Source organism: Streptacidiphilus sp. MAP12-16, from assembly GCF_041262165.1.
Classification (GTDB): Bacteria; Actinomycetota; Actinomycetes; order Streptomycetales; family Streptomycetaceae; genus Streptacidiphilus.
Map to the genome: position 1 here is coordinate 136438 of NZ_JBGCBY010000019.1, position 15372 is coordinate 151809.

General features: G+C 69.1%; 16 protein-coding genes and 2 pseudogenes. 5 read left to right on the forward strand and 13 right to left on the reverse strand.

All coding sequences use genetic code 11. The annotated features are described in order from the left end of the window. Positions 1-25 precede the first annotated feature (25 nt). From ABIA33_RS24530 to ABIA33_RS24545, 4 genes and pseudogenes are all read right to left on the reverse strand, one after another. Positions 26-313 carry a hypothetical protein gene (locus tag ABIA33_RS24530; protein ID WP_370084572.1) on the reverse strand — a complete coding sequence of 96 codons (288 nt, stop codon included), beginning with the start codon at positions 311-313 and terminating at the stop codon, positions 26-28. Between the two features lie 78 nt (positions 314-391). Continuing rightward, entirely contained in the window at positions 392-655 is a 264-nt protein-coding gene (locus tag ABIA33_RS24535; protein ID WP_370084573.1) for a hypothetical protein, read from the reverse strand. Between the two features lie 165 nt (positions 656-820). Then, complete coding sequence (locus tag ABIA33_RS24540) at positions 821-1261, reverse strand: hypothetical protein (protein ID WP_370084574.1); 441 nt, start codon at positions 1259-1261, stop codon at positions 821-823. Positions 1262-1407: 146 nt separating this feature from the next. Next, a pseudogene (locus ABIA33_RS24545) lies at positions 1408-1903 on the reverse strand (IS5 family transposase); the annotation flags it as partial. Positions 1904-2052: 149 nt separating this feature from the next. On the opposite strand from ABIA33_RS24545, the gene ABIA33_RS24550 reads away from it, so the two are divergent. Then, a complete protein-coding gene (locus tag ABIA33_RS24550; RefSeq protein ID WP_370084575.1) occupies positions 2053-2631 on the forward strand; it encodes a hypothetical protein in 579 nt (192 codons plus the stop codon). A gap of 107 nt (positions 2632-2738) precedes the next feature. Here the strand turns inward: ABIA33_RS24550 and ABIA33_RS24555 are convergent, their stop codons facing one another. Continuing rightward, a complete protein-coding gene (locus ABIA33_RS24555) occupies positions 2739-3218 on the reverse strand; it encodes a hypothetical protein (RefSeq protein ID WP_370084576.1) in 480 nt (159 codons plus the stop codon). Positions 3219-3281: 63 nt separating this feature from the next. Here ABIA33_RS24555 and ABIA33_RS24560 point away from each other — a divergent pair, with 63 nt between their 5' ends. Beyond that, a complete protein-coding gene (locus ABIA33_RS24560) occupies positions 3282-4277 on the forward strand; it encodes a helix-turn-helix transcriptional regulator (RefSeq protein WP_370084577.1) in 996 nt (331 codons plus the stop codon). Between the two features lie 21 nt (positions 4278-4298). Here the strand turns inward: ABIA33_RS24560 and ABIA33_RS24565 are convergent, their stop codons facing one another. Then, positions 4299-4511 (reverse strand): hypothetical protein, encoded by a 213-nt coding sequence (locus ABIA33_RS24565; protein ID WP_370084578.1) that lies wholly within the window; start codon positions 4509-4511, stop codon positions 4299-4301. Between the two features lie 28 nt (positions 4512-4539). Here ABIA33_RS24565 and ABIA33_RS24570 point away from each other — a divergent pair, with 28 nt between their 5' ends. Further along, complete coding sequence (locus tag ABIA33_RS24570) at positions 4540-4890, forward strand: hypothetical protein (RefSeq protein ID WP_370084579.1); 351 nt, start codon at positions 4540-4542, stop codon at positions 4888-4890. Positions 4891-5349: 459 nt separating this feature from the next. Here the strand turns inward: ABIA33_RS24570 and ABIA33_RS24575 are convergent, their stop codons facing one another. Further along, positions 5350-6234 (reverse strand): hypothetical protein, encoded by an 885-nt coding sequence (locus ABIA33_RS24575; protein WP_370084580.1) that lies wholly within the window; start codon positions 6232-6234, stop codon positions 5350-5352. A gap of 889 nt (positions 6235-7123) precedes the next feature. Between ABIA33_RS24575 and ABIA33_RS24580 the strand changes: the two genes are divergently transcribed. Next, positions 7124-8971: a hypothetical protein gene (locus ABIA33_RS24580; RefSeq protein ID WP_370084581.1), complete on the forward strand. Its 1848-nt coding sequence runs from the start codon at positions 7124-7126 to the stop codon at positions 8969-8971. 138 nt (positions 8972-9109) lie between these two features. Here ABIA33_RS24580 and ABIA33_RS24585 read toward each other — a convergent pair. Further along, positions 9110-9503: pseudogene (locus ABIA33_RS24585) on the reverse strand (DDE-type integrase/transposase/recombinase); the annotation flags it as partial. 215 nt (positions 9504-9718) lie between these two features. Here ABIA33_RS24585 and ABIA33_RS24590 point away from each other — a divergent pair. Next, the gene (locus tag ABIA33_RS24590) at positions 9719-10645 is read left to right on the forward strand and encodes a DUF3152 domain-containing protein (RefSeq protein ID WP_370084582.1); all 927 of its coding nucleotides are present in this window, start codon (positions 9719-9721) and stop codon (positions 10643-10645) included. Between the two features lie 348 nt (positions 10646-10993). On the opposite strand, the gene ABIA33_RS24595 is transcribed toward ABIA33_RS24590, so the two are convergent. The 5 genes from ABIA33_RS24595 to ABIA33_RS24615 form a co-directional block, all read right to left on the reverse strand. Beyond that, positions 10994-11617 carry a sigma factor gene (locus ABIA33_RS24595; protein WP_370084583.1) on the reverse strand — a complete coding sequence of 208 codons (624 nt, stop codon included), beginning with the start codon at positions 11615-11617 and terminating at the stop codon, positions 10994-10996. 94 nt (positions 11618-11711) lie between these two features. Beyond that, positions 11712-12605 carry an expansin EXLX1 family cellulose-binding protein gene (locus ABIA33_RS24600; protein ID WP_370084584.1) on the reverse strand — a complete coding sequence of 298 codons (894 nt, stop codon included), beginning with the start codon at positions 12603-12605 and terminating at the stop codon, positions 11712-11714. A 200-nt stretch (positions 12606-12805) separates the two neighbouring features. After that, positions 12806-12952, reverse strand: a complete 147-nt coding sequence (locus ABIA33_RS24605) for a Beta-galactosidase C-terminal domain (protein ID WP_370084585.1) — start codon at positions 12950-12952, stop codon at positions 12806-12808. Further along, positions 12892-13470: a beta-galactosidase trimerization domain-containing protein gene (locus ABIA33_RS24610; protein WP_370084587.1), complete on the reverse strand. Its 579-nt coding sequence runs from the start codon at positions 13468-13470 to the stop codon at positions 12892-12894. Before ABIA33_RS24610 ends, ABIA33_RS24605 begins: the two co-directional genes overlap by 61 nt. A 55-nt stretch (positions 13471-13525) precedes the next feature. Further along, positions 13526-15286, reverse strand: a complete 1761-nt coding sequence (locus ABIA33_RS24615; protein ID WP_370084589.1) for a cellulase family glycosylhydrolase — start codon at positions 15284-15286, stop codon at positions 13526-13528. Positions 15287-15372: the final 86 nt, after the last annotated feature.

Here is a 15372-nt window from a genome sequence, read left to right on the forward strand (position 1 = left end):
GTGCCAATCGATCAGCAGATCGGCTTCACAAGCCCCGGACCGAGATCATCTGGTCCACGGCTTCCTGGACCTTTGGCAGGGACGCTGCGATGGCCTCGCTGTCGGGCTCCTCACCGAGCAGGTCGACGGCGGTCGCGCGTGTCAGGACGATATCGGCCTCGTAGACCAGCCCGGCGGCCCACACGTCCAACTCCGCCTCGGATCCCTCGCCGAAGCTGATGTAGAGAACCGGGCGCTCAGCGGAGGAGTCCAGCAGGGTACGAAGGTGCGCGGCGGTGACCTGCGGGGCGGGCCTGTCGACGGTCGGTTCCATGGTGTGGCGCTCCTCCGGTTGATAGCTGATCAGCCTATCGCTCCGGGGCGGGAGCCCGTCGTAGTCAGCGCAGAGCTGTCACGAAGACGTGGTGATTGGCCGCAGTGTGGGCGTGCTCGCGCTCCGACCAGCGGATGCGCTCGGTGATCTGGTGGTCGTCGGCGACACGGGCCCGGGGCGGTTGAGGTGGCTGCTCCACCACCGGGCGTTGTGGGCCTGGCGTTCGAGGATGGCGTTGGGGAGGTTGGCGCGGGAAGCGGCGTCCAGCCCGTAGGCGTCCGTGAGGACGCGTACCTGCGCGGCCTGGGCGGCGGCGGGCGGTGCCGCAGGCTTGGACGACACGCAGAAGGTCCACGCCATGTAGGCGTGGGAGGTGTTCAGTTGTATTGGTTGCTGCTCAGGTTCATCGGGCGCGGTGAGTCGTTGGTGTCGTTCCGTTCTTGGGCGGTGTTGGTCGAACTGGGCCGTCAGTTCAGCTCGACGCGAGTGTGCGCTGGTGATCCCCGGTCAGCGGCGGCCGGTGGCCAGGATGACGAGGAACTGGCCGCCGCCCGCCTCGATGTCGGCCGTCACCGGCAGCCCCGGTACCAGTCGGGAGAACCGGTCCACCAGCCAATCCGCCGCCTCTTGGGCGTCCTTCCTGGTCGGACAACGGCCCACCATCTCGCGGCCCCCCTTGCGCTCCAGCCTCCCGGCAACGGTGATCAGCGGCGCGGGTTCGACCACGTACAGGCGGTCCGGCCAGGCGATGACCACCTTGACCGCGCCCTTGCGGGTGTTGCACCCGCGGTGCGCGAGCCGCTCGGCGACCTTGGCCTTCCGGTCGGCGGTCCGGCTGTCGACGCTGGGTCCCCGCGGGTCGTTCACCGACATGTCGGGGTCGACTGGTTCGTCGCACACCCAGCACCGCCAGCCGTCGCGCTCGGCCACATCATCGAGGAGACTCATCCGACTAAACTAGCCTGCCCGGCCGCCACCTCGCGCACCAGGGCTCTGATGCTGGACCTCCCGGCCGTCAGGGTCGTGGCCACCGCCGTGGCGGTGGACCAGCCCCGCGAACGCGCCGTCTGCGACGCCTACCGGCAGATCCGGGACGCCTGGACAGCGGGCAGGAGTTGAGTGACGTCGTTGCGGTTGCCGCCGGTCACGGTGACAGCCAGCGGGATCCCGTTGGCGTCGACGATGACGTGGTGCTTGCTGCCGGTCGTGCCCCGGTCCACCGGCGAGGCGCCCGGTGGACTCCCCGCCCTTCAAGGCCCGCAGATGCGAACCGTCGACCGAGGCCCGGGACAGGTCGAGCACGTCGCCGGCGCAGTTCGGCGAGCAGGAGTTCGTGCAACTGTTGCCACACCCCCGCCTCGTTCCAGTCCCGCAGCCGCCAGCAGGTCATCCCCGAGCCGAAGCCCAACTCCTGCGGCAGGAACTCCCACCGGATCCCGGTGTACAGCACGAACAGGATCCCGCACATGACCTTCCGCTCGTCAAGCCGCTTGCGTCCGGGGCAGCGATAGCGCCGCGCACCACCGGCAGCAGCGGCTCAATCCGCTCCCACAGTCCGTCCTCGATCTCCCACGGCTTGCGCTTGCCCATCTCTGCAGCCGTCACACACCCCTCTCGTCCGGCACTCGACGTGACGAGAACGGCATCTGAAAGTTACTCATTCCCCAGAGGGCTGCTCGACGTCCGACAGCGGGCCGGTCCCGGTGGAACCCGTTCGGCCGACGCTGCGTCAGAACGGCATGACTGACGCGGGAAGGCTCCTCAGGAACGTCTCCGCCGCCGCTGCCCTCTGTGCGGCCACCGCCCTGCTGGCCGCCTGCGGCTCGGCGCGGGCGGGCACGGCCGACTCCGCCGCTGGTGCCGTCGCGCCGACCCACTCCGCCTCGACCGGCGGCACACACACCATCACGCAGAAGTCGGTCGATCCCAAGGCATGGCTGATCCCCAAAAACGTGGTCTCGATCCGCGTGATCGCCCAGCCGGGCTGGGGCAGCACCCTCCCCCCGGTGGAGAAGCGACCGCCCGCGCGACCGCTCGCCACGGTCTCCGACCGGAGCACGGTGGAACTCGTCGGCCACCAGCTGAACACGCTGGATTTTGGGGGTGTCGTGCCGTGCGGGCCGGGCGACGGGGCCTACCTGGAGCTGGACTTCTACTCCGCCGGGCACCCGAAGTCGCCGTCCGCCACGGCAGTCGTGAACCACCTCGGCTGCAACGGGGTCCTGCTCTCCGCCCCCGGCCGCCCGTTCCTCACCCACCAGGGCTCAGTCCTTGACCACGTGTTGAAGGATCTCGGGCTGACTTTCCCCACGCGCTGACGCCACCGCGACTGGGCACCGGCACGCTGTCCGTTCCGTTAGGAGTCCTAAGTGGCAAGGAAGGGGTCGAACGTGGGGTGTTCTGATGGGAACCGCTACGGCTACGCCTACGGGTGGCCGATGGGGCCGTCAGGGAGGAGGTCGGCGAGATAGCCGTCCATGTCGGGCTTCTCGGGCATCAGCATGTGCCGCACCCAGGCGTTCCGCTCGTGCGCGAGCACGCCGAGCTCGTATATGCAGCCGATGGCCGAAAGGTGGTCCAATGAGACCAGGTTCGTCGGGTCCTCGTCCGGGCAGCCGAGGAAGGGGACGCCGCCGGAGGCGAACTTGCCCCAGATCACGTTGCCCCAGTACCAGCTGTAGACGTTGAGGTGGCTGCCCGCTCCACTGCGGAAGAGGACGGTGAATGCGGCCGGAGGGGTCTCGCCGTCCTCCGGGGAGAGCATGCCGGGAACCATCGCGTACGCGCGCTCTTCGATGACCGGGTCGATCGGGACGGCGTTGCGGCTGAGGTGGTAGCGCTTGACGAGGCGGCCGCCGATGACGTCGGTGCCTGCGTGCCAGACCTGGGGTTGGGTGAATGCCATGACTTCAAGGTAAGCCGGATCGACTGACATCTACTGTCAGTGTTTCCGGCAATGATTGGCGGCATGCGCGCGAGTCGACTCCTCCAGATCATCCTGCTCCTGCAGACCCGGGGCCGGATGACGGCCCAGAGCCTCGCCGACGAGCTGGAGGTCTCCGTCCGCACCGTCTACCGGGACATGGACTCCCTGCACGAGGCAGGCGTCCCCCTCTACGGCGACCCCGGACCGGCCGGCGGCTACCAACTCCTTGCCGGCTACCGGACCCGCCTCACCGGCCTGAACAACGACGAGGCCGAGGCCATGTTCCTCGCCGCGCTCCCCGGCCCCGCCGCCGAGCTGGGCCTCGGCTCCGTCATGGCGGCAGCCCAGCTCAAACTCAAGGCCTCGCTCCCACCGGAACTGGCCGACCGGTCGGGGCGCGTGCAGCAGCGGTTCCTGCTGGATGCGCCGGGCTGGTACGACGACGGGGATCAGAGCCCTTACCTGCCGCTGGTCGCCGACGCGGTCTGGAACCAGCAGCGCATCCAGGTGCGGTACCAGCGGTGGACGGCCCCGACGGAGGTGACGCGGACCCTGGACCCGTACGGCATCGTCCTGAAAGGCGGACGCTGGTACGCGGTTGCCAAGAGCGGCAGCCACGTCAACACCTACCGCGTCAACCAGATCCTGGACCTCCAGGCCCTGGGCGAGACGTTCGACCGGCCCGACGACTTCGACCTGCCGGCGTTCTGGCGCGTGCAGGTGGTGGAGTTCCGAGGGCGCCTCGTGCAGGGCGAGGCTGGCATCCGACTGTCCGCCGAAGGACGCCGGCGCGCGTCCGACCTCTATTCGTCGGACTTCGTCAACGCGGTCGACGCCACCGCCGAGGACGATCCCGAGCGGCCGGGGTGGGTACGGGCGACGGTGCCGATCGAGAGCCTGACACACGCCGAGACCGAGTTCTTGAAGCTCGGTGCGGACGTCGAGGTGCTTCAGCCGGAAGATCTCAGGAAACAGATCACGTACACCGCCGCGGCGCTCGCGGCGATGTACGTGCGGCGCGATGAATCAGGCGTCTGACGACTTACGGGTCCCGCCGGCTCACTGGTCCGACTCGACTCCGGCGTCCTGCGGCGCGGGTGTCGGCTTCGCCCGTATCCCAGGCGTGACATTCGCAAGCCAGTAGTCGCCGTTGTAGTGCTCCAGCACACGGCGGTCCATCATCCGCCGCCACAGTGGCGGGAACGCCGCGACGACGATCACCGTCGCGCAGCCGGCGGCGAGCTGCGGGGCCTCGGTGAAGGAACGGAGCACCTGGTAGGCAGCATTGGGGAGGCCGGGCGTGCGTCTGACGATCTGCGTGCAGAACCTCGGGCACGGAGGGCTCAGGAACGGCGGCGGCGACCCGGAGGACCGATGGCCGCTGCTGGCCGAACGGATCAACTCCGCGGCCGAGCGCGTCGACGTGGTCCCGCTGTGCGAGGTCGTCGATTGGCACATGTACGGACACAAGCAGCTCGCGCGGGCGAAGGCCGACCTGGGCCTGGACGCCCTGCCGTTGGCTCCCTCGAAGAGCGGCTACGGCACCGCGCTGCTCTGCCGCCCTGAGCTGCTGTGGGAGGCGATCTTCCTGCCCGCGCGGGCGGCCAGGGTGCCGATGCGGGAGTTGGCCGGCGTCAACCGCAAGATGTAGGAGTTGGAGATCCGTGAGCGCCTCCAGGCAGCGGATCCGCGCTGACCTTCACGGTGCCGCGCTATGCGATCGCGCGGCCGTTGACCAGATGCGCCGCCGACCGCCGGCGCATGTCGGCCGCGGGGGCGCCGTAGCCCAGTCGCGCGGCGACGGGTCCCGGTCGAGCAGTGCCGCGAGGTCGACACGGACCGTCAGCTCTGCTCGCGGCAGCCGTTCGGCCGTCAGCCCCGTTGTAGGGTCCACATTTTCGCGAGCATTCCAGTGGTCCTCGGCCTGGGCGTCTTTCAGCGTGAGCAATGCACTAGGAAACAGTGGAGTTTGATCATGAGCAATGACCGACGTCGCTTCCGCGGCGAGGACGAGCGCGGCCCCGGACGATCAAAGCACTGAGGCCGTTGATCGTTCGGGACCGGGTCGTGTCCGCCATGACAGGGAGACGGGTTCAGACCGTCCGCTGGATCAGGTTCCCGAGCTGTAGAGGGGGAACGCGGAGTATGTGCCGGGGTCCGTCCAAGCTCCGCCGTGAGCCACGTCCTGGCCGTTGTAGTACAGGTGGTAGGAGTTGTGCGGCCACGCGCCAGCCGGGTCGAGGGAGCCGCCGGTGTACTGCCAGTAGGCGTTGTACGTGCTCATCGCGCCATTCCAGGCGCTCAGGCCGTTGCCACCCTTCTCGATGATCCACTCGGCGCTTCGGCTGACGTTGCCCGAGTAGTTCTCGCTGTACGTGGTGTACTGCCCCTTGGTCTTGTCCTCCATGAAGTAGTACGCGGTGTAGCCGGACACCCAGACGTCGACGTAGATGTCGTCGCCGATGCCGAAGCTATATGGGTGTACGAAGGCGACGGAGCCCTCGGGGTACACCTGGTGCCACATGTAGTGCACGTTGTAGCCGTTGCAGTCGTAGTGGTCCTCGCTCCCGGCCTGCACCAGCGGGTCTCCGGAGACGCCGTTCCCGATGCCGACCCAGGGGCTGACCATCGAGTAGCAGGTGTTCGGCTGCTTCGCGTGGCCGCCCGGGACGATCCACTCCCAAGTGGCCTCGTCCGTGGCCTGCGGGACCTGGTTCCCAGCCCAGTTGGAGGAGGTCACTGGGTTGCCCGGACCAAGTGACCAGGCGGGAGAGACGATCCCGGTCTTGAGCTTCGGTCCGGGGATCATCTTGCCGTGAGTGATGCCGGCGCACGTCCACGTGGTGGTGTCCGTGGTGCGGTGCTTGGCCGCCTTCATCGCGGCCTTCCAGGCTTGGTCGTTGTGCTTCGGGTGCCGGGGGAAGCCGTACCGGGCCAGTTCGGCGTTGGACGCGGTGAGCGGGTTGAAGTCCGCAGGCGCGACCTGCGGCGACATGCGGACCGTCGGCCTGATGGCTGGCTTGGCGCCGTTCGGACAGGACGGGTGCCACCCGCTCGCGCCAGCCCTGGCGGACGCTCCGATCGTTTCGCCCGAGGCGCTGGACGCCCCGGCGGTCGTGAGGAGGAGACCTGACATCAGTGACAGGCTCGCGACAAGGACTGACCACCTGGAATGGCGACGCATCGCCCACCCCCGTTAGCGATGAGAGGACGCGCTTCGAGTGGCGCGTCGGAACGGACGGCATTCTGTCGCGCTGTGCTGACCACGTCAATGGTCCAGACAACCTCGAAGCTCACCCGCATGGCAGCGGTCGCGACCACCACTCCTGCCTGTGAAGCCCGTCCCGTCGCTCCTTGTGATTGGGGTTTCGTAGTCCCAGGGGGCCCCAGGCCGGGCAGGAAGAGTACCCGCCACCGGGGAGCCGGGTCTTCCTTGTCGCCCTCGTCTGTCTCGAACAGGACCAGGGCGCCATCAGGTTGTTACTGGTGTCCCTTGTACGACGGCGATCCGCTCTCCATGACGGGCCCCTCCGGGCCACAACCCAAGCGGAGACAAGGTCACGACCGCAGTCAACGTGACAGCGCCATCTGACACATCCCACCGGCTGTCGCACTGCTGGTGCTGATGGGAACGTGCGGCGGCGACAGGTGGCCGGAGTCCGGGGGCGTCCCCGGGCGGGGAGCCTTAACAACTCCCTAAGGGAACCCCACCCTCATCTGGGTTGGGTTTCCGGAGAGGTGCCGGCTCTGTAGCGTCAGGGCGGCCGGATCGAGCGGGTTCCGTTGACGCTCGTCAGGACAGCATTCCGCGCGGACGCTTCCCCCCGTCCAAGGGCTCTGCGCGGCGATCCGGCCCCCAGCCACGCATCGTGGAGGTATTGCGCATGACGCCGTCCCAGCACAGTCGTAACACCAGCGGTTCGCGCCGTCGCCGTTCCCGTCGTCGAACGGTCCTCGGGGCTTGCGCCATCGCGACCACCCTCGTCGGCGGCACGCTCACCGCGCTCGCCGCCGGCGCCAGCGCAGCACACACGATCGGCGCATCGATGTGTCCGGCCCAGTCCGACACGCCGAACTTTGGGCCGAACGTGCACATCTTCGACCCAAGCATGTCCAGCGCCACCATCCAGGCGCAACTGGATGCCCAGTTCGCCCGGATGAAGGACACCGCCACCGCGCAGTTCTCCGAGAACCGCGTGGCCGACCTGTTCAAGCCCGGCGCGTACAAGGTCGAGGACAACGTCGGTTACTACACCTCGGTGGCCGGACTCGGCCAGAACCCGGACGACGTGACCATCAACGGTAACGTCACCGTCGACGCCTTCAACGCCAGCGACCACGGCCAGGCCTTGCAGAACTTCTGGCGCTCCGCGGAGAACATGGCCATCAAGCCCTCCAGCGGATCTGATCGCTGGGCTGTGGCACAGGCCGCCCCGTTCCGCCGGATCGATGTTCACGGTGGCCTGCAGCTCTACCCGGCCAGCTTCGGCTACGCGAGCGGCGGCTACATCGCGGACACGAAGGTCTCCGGACAGGCGTCGTCCGTTTCGCAGCAGCAGTGGTACACCCGGGACAGTAGCCTGGGCAGTTGGGCCGGCGGCGTGTGGAACATGGTCTTCTCCGGCACCCCCGGCGCACCGGCGAACACCTTCCCGAAACCGCCGGAGACCACGCTGGCGACCACTCCGGTCTCGCGCGACGTGCCGTACCTGTACGTCGACGGCACGGGTAAGTACCGGGTGTTCCTGCCCTCGTTGCGTACCAACGCCTCCGGGCCGAGCTGGGCCAAAGGCAGCACCCCCGGCACGTCGCTGCCGATGAACCAGTTCTATGTCGTGAAGGCCGGTGACACGGCGGCGACCATCAACACGGCTCTGTCCCAGGGCTGCAATCTGTTCGTCACCCCGGGCATTTACCACCTCAACCGGACCCTCAATGTCACCAGGGCCAACACGGTCGTGCTCGGTATCGGGTACCCGACCTTCGTCCCGGACAACGGGGTCAACGCGATGCAGGTCGCCGACGTCGACGGCGTCCGGCTCAAGGGCCTGCTGTTCGACGCGGGTACGGCCAACTCGCGGGCGCTGCTGACAGTTGGCCCCTCCGGTTCGTCCGCGGGCCACGGGGCCAACCCGACGACGATCCAGGACGTGTTCTTCAGGATCGGCGGTGAGATCGCGGGTAAGGCGACCGCGAGCCTCGTCGTCAACAGCAACGACGCGATCATCGACCACATCTGGGCCTGGCGTGCTGACCACGGCAACGCGGGCACGGTCGGCTGGACGACCAACACCGCGGACAACGGCCTGATCGTCAACGGGAACAACGTCGAGGCGACCGGCCTGTTCGTCGAGCACTACCAGAAGTACCAGGTCACCTGGAACGGCCAGAACGGCAAGACGATCTTCTTCCAGAACGAGATGCCGTACGACGTTCCGAACCAGGCAGCGTGGAAGAGCCCGACGGGGGTGAACGGATACGCCGCCTACAAGGTCGGCGCCAAGGTCACCACGCACGAAGCGTGGGGGTTGGGCAGCTACTGCTACTTCAACGTCAACCCGTCGGTGAACAGCTATCACGCGTTCGAGGTGCCGAACACCGCGGGCGTGAAGTTCCACGACGCGCTCACCGTCTCGCTCGGCACCACCGGCACGATCACCCACGTCATCAACGACACGGGCGCGCTCACGCCACCGAACACCGTTCCCAGCAACGTGGTCAGCTACCCGTGACCTGACACTCGGCAGCGCCGGCCGGCCCGATAATTTCGGGTCGGCGGCGTACGCCTCCCAGAGGCGTTGTCAACTTGTTGCGGTGCTGGGCGGCTTGGTCCGGGTCGGAGCGTGACTGCTCGTGGTGTTGGCCTTCGTTCAGGCCGCAGTGGGCAGGCCGGTGGTGCTGGTGATCTGCCTCCAGGTGGTGGAGCGGGATCTCATCTCGTTGCGGGAGTCGGTGGCGGTGAGGAGGTGTCGTCGAGGTCTGAAGTGTGAGGAGATCCGGCTGAAGGCAGCCAGGAAATCTCTGGGCCGCGCCGACGGAGCGGAAGCCCTCCATGGCGCGTTCGCGTTGCCTGGTGGGCTGGTGCGAGTTCTCCGCCCGGTTGTTCACTTCTTTGTGGGAGCGGTGTTCGACGGAGGGCATGACCTGCCGGAGGGCGGCTCCGTAAGAGCGGAATTTGTCGGTGACCACCACCCGCGGCACTGACCGGGTCCCGGTGAGGAGCTTCTGGAAGAAACGCCTGGCCGCAGCTTTGTCACGCCGGTCGGCCCTGCTCAACGCCGGTATACGGCGGCCTGCGTGGCCGCGCTGGCCCTGGCCGTGGACGCGGCCCGGGTCGGCCTCTCGTGACCGAATCGGCTGTGACGCCACGGGCCTGTGGGACGTGTGCAACCATCCTGACCGCTGGGATGTATTAGCTGTCGAACGCTCCCGCAGCTGTGTTCGCCTTCTTTGCCGTGCGATAGAGAGTCTCTGCCTTCATGCCTAGCAGGTCCCGCCGCCGCCCTCCCGCCCACTCAGTCGCAGCCCCCGGTGGGCGTACACAGGCGCAGCGGCGTCGCCGTGGTGGTGGTCGCGGTCGTGCCCGGAGGAAGGGCTCGCGGGTCGGCGGGACGGCGCTGTCGCTGGTCGTACTGCTGACGATCGTCGCGGTCGGCGGCTATCTGCTGAGTGGCGCGGGGGAGTCCAGGGCCACGGCCGCAGCCGCGTCCGGGGCGCCCTCGACGTCCACGAAGCCCAGCCCCGGCCCCAGCCCCAGCCCGAGCCCGCGCCGGTTACCCTCCGCGAAGCCGAGTTCCGCTGCCGCGTTCCCGACCGGCTACCCGGCCAAGGGCAACGGCAGCTACAGCTACGCCTCCGGCAGCACCGCGCGTTTCGGCACGGGGACGCTGCAGCGCTACCGGGTGGCGGTGGAGAACGGCCTCGGGGTCGACCCCGCACTGTTCGCCGCCCAGGTGGACGCGGTGCTCGGCAACACCCAGCGCGGCTGGAGCGCGGGCGGGCAGTGGTCCTTCCAACGGGTCGCCTCCGGTCCGGTGGCCTTCACTATCTACCTGGCCTCGCCCGGCACCGCGTACCACTTATGCGAGCGTCTGATCGGCCTGGACATACGCGAGGCCGCGCCGGGCGGGGTGAACTGCAGCAACAACGGCAACACGGTGGTGGAGAACATCGCCCGCTGGATCGACCTGACCGATTACTACAAAGGGCAGCCAGATCTCTACCACGCGCTGGCGATCAACCACGAGGTCGGGCACTCGCTGCACCACGGCCACGTCTCCTGCACCGGCGCGGGGGACCCGGCGCCGGTGATGATGCAGCAGATCAAGGGGCTGCACGGCTGCGTCCCCAACGGCTGGCCCTACAGCGCCTCGGGCAGCTACATCACCGGAGCGCCGTCGCCCTGACCACGCACCATTTCGCGATCGAAAATCACGGAGACGTAGCGCTGCTCCACCCTGGCACGGACCCGCAACGCCCGCCCGGGGACGAGTCATCTGCATCGGCCGCGACTGCGATGACGTCCCGGCCTACCTCGCCGACTCGCTGACCTCGCTGCTCGGCCGCTGCCTGGGCTGTTGGAGGGAGGAACGCAGGGGCAGCGGCATCGGCGCGATGCTGCTGTAGTGGGCGCAATCGCGCTGGCCCTCAACTCGCGCTTGGGTCAGCACTCTCACATGAGGATCACGAGTCGGACTCTTCGGCGCGATCCCGCCGATCCTGGCACGCCGTCACCTCCGTGCCGTGGGGCGGTGTCACAGACGGCGTGACTCGGCTCCGGCTCCAGCCGTGCGGGGCTCATTTATCTGTCGCCGCAGGTCGTGACGCGTATCGGTAGTCGTTGATTGCGCCTCCCAGTACGCGGGTGCGCAGTAGTCGGCGGTTGTGGAGGTCGATGGCGGGTGGTGTCCTATGTGACGTGTCGGGATGGAGTTGCCCTCGGGAGCGGTGCGGCCGATGCCGGTTGTAGTGGTCCGCGAACTCGGTGAGGACTTTGGTGGCGTGGGATGCACCACGCACGCCCGTCTGCGGAGGGGCAGCCGGGTCAGTGCGGTGCGCACGTCGAGGACGGCGGCCACGTCGGGTCCCTCCGTCCGCCCCGGGACGCGGGACCAGAAGAGCGTGATCCGGCGGCGCTCCCGGACCGTGCTCCGGAGCCGTTCGCGTGCCATGTTGGCCACCACGCCGCGCGCATAGGCGCGCGGGTGCTCGGCCGCGCGGAGCCGGTCCCAGCTCTGCCAGAGCGTGACCAGGGCATCGGCGGCCAGGTCGTCGGCCGCGTCCGCCTCCCCGGTCAGGAGGTGGGCGAAGCGCGCCAGTTCGGCGTAGTGGCGTTCGAAGAAGTCGTGGAACTCTGCGGACGCGTCGTCAGGGAGCATCTCCCTCGGTCGCCCTTTCTTGCATGTGCGCGTTAACAACGCATGAGGGTAACAGCGGTCGTCAACGGGTCCAGGCGGCTGGATGGCCGCACGGTTAATGCCGGGCGAACTGGACGCCGGTCGGTTGGGCGTCGTTCGGCCGTAGCGCGATCCCGCCTACGGTCAGCTGCTGACCGTAGATGTCGGTGATCCTGATCGGCCCGCCGCAACCGCTGCCGTCGCTGGAGACGAAGTAGTTGTAGTCGGTGCGCGGGAGCCGGCGCCAGCCGCCGGCCGTCCGGACCTCCAGCAGCGCGACCGGATTCCGGTGGCCGATCACCTGGATGCCGCACCACCAGCGGGTGGACCCGGTCTTGTAGCGGAGGGAGAGCGGGCCCGGAGAGGCGGGGCTCAGCAGCGTCCAGGTGATGGGCAGGCGGCCGACCGAGAGGTTGGCGAGCCGCGCGAAGGCCTGCTGGCTCAGGTCGAGTTGGCCGGGCGCGCAGGGCAGGGGGCACTCGTTGACGATCCGCACCGTCAGGGAGGCGCCGTTGCCGGCGCGCACGAGCACGTAGTCGCCGCACGCCTTGGACGACTCGTAGTCGGTGTAGTTCATCGCCGCCACCATGAGGTCACTGGACGGTCCGAACAGGCACGCGCCGTTGCCGTCCGCGGCGGCGTACGCGGTCGCGACGCCGTGGTAAGTGACGGAGGGCTTGATCCGTCCGGCCAGCGGCGCCACCGCTGACCCGGCAGGTGCCGCGCCGCCGGTCGACGCCGACCGCGACGCGGACACGGACGCCGTGCCGGTGCCGGACGGCCGCGCCGCCGCGCTCGCGAACCCGGTGGTGCTGGACGCGGTCACCGGTCCGGCGCCGGGCGCGGCGCCCGCCTGGGCCGCCGAGACGGCGCGCCCGGCGTCAGCCGGGCCTCCGCTCGGCAGGAAGGCCAGCGCCAGGCACGCCAGCACCCCGACGGCCAGCAGCGCCGCCGGAATGCCCGTGATCAACCCGCGTCCGCTCCGCCGCCTGCTCCGTGACTGTGGTGCGGCGTGCCTCGTTCCCCTCATGCCCATCCGTTCGGTCGGTCCGGTCGAGTCGGTGTCTCACCTCTCTGTTGCCGCCGCGGGCGGAAAGGTTGCCGATCCGAGCGGACTTTTTTCGACGGGCGGAACGACGGGCAGGAGGCAGGCGGTCGCCGGCCCGGGGATCAGCCCTCGACGAGCACCCGCACGTCCCACGCACCGAGGGTGACCGGCGTGCCGTCCGGGATCGGGCTGCCGTCCAGGATGTCGGTCAGGTCCGTCGGTGCGGGCAGCTCGGCCGGCTCCCAGATCCAATTGTGGACCACGTGCACGCGGCGACCGTCCGGCGAGGTGCCGCTCGCGACGGTGACGGACAGCGGCAAGTCGGTCCAGCCGCTGCGCGGGGTCGGCCCGAGCCAGGTGCCAGGGCGCAGGCGAGCTCGCGGCCCGGGACGGTGCCGACACAGGTGACACGGCCCGCGCCGTGGCGCCGGGTGGTGACGGCGGGCCAGCGGCCGAAGTGCGGGTGGTCGTAGTCGGCCAGCACCTCGGCGTCGTCGACGGCCAGGCCGTCCACCCAGCGTGTGGCGACCGCGTCGGCGGACAGCGCGAGCGGACTGCCGGGCACCGCACGCAGCGTCACATCGGCCGTGAGGTTGGCGTACTCCTCGCAGGTCACCCCCGTCACCCCGGTGAGGCGTGCGGGGGCGGGCTCGTGCCACACCCGCGCGAGCTGGTCGGCGTGCCCGGTGCGAGGGCCCAGGACGAGGTGGCCGCCCGCGTGGGCGTAGGACGCGAACCAGCCGAGCAGCGACTCCTCGGCGAGCTGGAGCCCCGGGACGACCAGCACGGGGTGGAGCTGCGCCCTCAGTTCGGGGGCCAGGCTCTACAGGGCCGGCGGTGCGTCAGGACGAGGTGCCGGTGACGGAGGTGCCCCGAGCCGTCAGGTGGTAGGTGACTGCCGCGCCGCTCCAGAAGCGCACCGTGAGCGTGACCTGCGCGCCCTGCCTGATTCCCTTGAAGAAGTCCGGGGTGAGGATGAGGGTGTTGTGCGTGTAGTCGGGGACGAAGTCGCTGTCGAAGCCCTGGAACGGCGTCCAGCTGTTCGGACCTGCGTTGCTGCCGTCGGCGTATCGGGCTTCCACCGTCGCCAGCACGTCACCGCGGAACTGCGCCGGGATGGTGAGACCACTCGTGTTTCCGTTGGCGCCGGACAGGACCGGGGTCGCGGAGGAGACGACGCTGATCGGCCACGGAGCCCCCGCCGAGAACTGGGCCGACAGCGTCGCGGCGACGCCGTAGCCGTGGTGTGCCGTCAGCCGGGCGAGCAGGGCCGGGGTGAGGGTGAGGCGGTTGCCGGAAAGCGTGTAGTCCCGGCCCCGGACCAGCGCGGTACGGCCCGGGAACAGGCCGCGGAAGGTCCTGCCGTTCGGGTTGAGGACCAGGGTGCGGGCGGTGACCGGCCCCGACTTCGGGACGAAGACCTGGTCGCTGGAAGCGGTGCCCGAGCGGGTCGTCCAGCCGGCCTTGATCTCGGCGAACAGGCCCGGGTCCCGCCACCGCAGGGTGGTGCGGTCCAGGTAGGCGCCGTTGTCCCACAGGAAGCCGGTGATCCCGTTGATCCGCTCCTGGTGGCCGATCTCCTCGAAGTACTTCAGCGCCTCGCCGCGTTCGACGATGCCCGGGTGGTTGACGTCGGGGTAGCTGAGCAGCCCGTACTCGCCGAGGATGACGGGGATGCCCTTGGCGACGAACGTGTTGTGCATGCGTCCGAAGACGGTGGTCATGTCCCGCAGGCTCGCGGAGTCGAACGTGACCACGCCGGCGTTGTCAGAGCTGAACGGCCAGTAGCCGTAGTAGTGCAGGCTGGCGATGATCCGGTTGTCGTGCAGCGACGCGATGGTGGTCGCCAGGTCGTTCATCAGCGACTGGTCCGGCGTGTCGCCGATGGTGGGCAGGACCAGGAAGCGTGTCGCGTTCGCGCCGCCCGACCCGCGCACGATCCGGTGGAAGGAGGTGTTCAGCTCGTTGAGCAGAGCGGCCTTCTGCGCGTCCGTCGCGCCGGTGAAGGTGGGCTCGTTGACGCTCTCGAAGACCAGGTGGTCGGACTCGTCGCGGAACGCGTGGGTGAGCTGCGTCCAGGTGGCGTCGTAGCGGGCCAGGACTTCGTCGTGGTCGGCGGGCATGCCGGCGATCCACTGCCAGGAGTCGTGGTGGACGTTGAGCACCACGTAGAAGCCGTCCGCCAGCGCCCAGTTCACCACCTGCTTGATCCGGGCGACGTAGGCCGGATCGATGGTGTAGCCGGGGCCGGAGCCCTGGTGGCCGCTCCAGGTGACCGGGATGCGGATGCTGCGGAAGCCCTGCGCGCGTATCGCGTCCAGCTGGGCCTTGGCGACCACCGGGTTGCCCCACGAGGTCTCGGCCGGGATGGCGTCGAGGCTGTTCCCCAGGTTCCAGCCGGGCTGCATGGCGGCCACCGCCGCCACGACGCTCGACGGCGCGTGGGGGACCGCCGCGGGCGCCTGGACGGGCGCGCCGCCGTTGGTCGCCCCCGACGCGGTGCTGTAGACGAGCCCGCCGGCGGCGATCAGCGCCACCGGCGTCCCCACCATGAGCCCGAGCCTGCTGCGACGGTGCCGTGGGGCCTGGCGAGTTGCCTTCATCTCTCAGTCCTTCGTGACGAACGAACGTGATCCGCTCCCTTGTTGCCGCGGGTGGACCGAAAGGTTGCTCGTGGGGAGGAAGAGAA

Excerpts from the sequence above, each read along its gene's own strand:
- ABIA33_RS24530 (WP_370084572.1), bottom strand. The coding sequence starts at position 313 with ATGGAACCGACCGTCGACAGGCCCGCCCCGCAGGTCACCGCCGCGCAC.
- ABIA33_RS24540 (WP_370084574.1), bottom strand. The coding sequence starts at position 1,261 with ATGAGTCTCCTCGATGATGTGGCCGAGCGCGACGGCTGGCGGTGCTGG.
- ABIA33_RS24550 (WP_370084575.1), top strand. The coding sequence starts at position 2,053 with ATGACTGACGCGGGAAGGCTCCTCAGGAACGTCTCCGCCGCCGCTGCC.
- ABIA33_RS24555 (WP_370084576.1), bottom strand. The coding sequence starts at position 3,218 with ATGGCATTCACCCAACCCCAGGTCTGGCACGCAGGCACCGACGTCATC.
- ABIA33_RS24560 (WP_370084577.1), top strand. The coding sequence starts at position 3,282 with ATGCGCGCGAGTCGACTCCTCCAGATCATCCTGCTCCTGCAGACCCGG.
- ABIA33_RS24575 (WP_370084580.1), bottom strand. The coding sequence starts at position 6,234 with ATGTCGCCGCAGGTCGCGCCTGCGGACTTCAACCCGCTCACCGCGTCC.
- ABIA33_RS24580 (WP_370084581.1), top strand. The coding sequence starts at position 7,124 with ATGACGCCGTCCCAGCACAGTCGTAACACCAGCGGTTCGCGCCGTCGC.
- ABIA33_RS24590 (WP_370084582.1), top strand. The coding sequence starts at position 9,719 with ATGCCTAGCAGGTCCCGCCGCCGCCCTCCCGCCCACTCAGTCGCAGCC.
- ABIA33_RS24595 (WP_370084583.1), bottom strand. The coding sequence starts at position 11,617 with ATGCTCCCTGACGACGCGTCCGCAGAGTTCCACGACTTCTTCGAACGC.
- ABIA33_RS24615 (WP_370084589.1), bottom strand. The coding sequence starts at position 15,286 with ATGAAGGCAACTCGCCAGGCCCCACGGCACCGTCGCAGCAGGCTCGGG.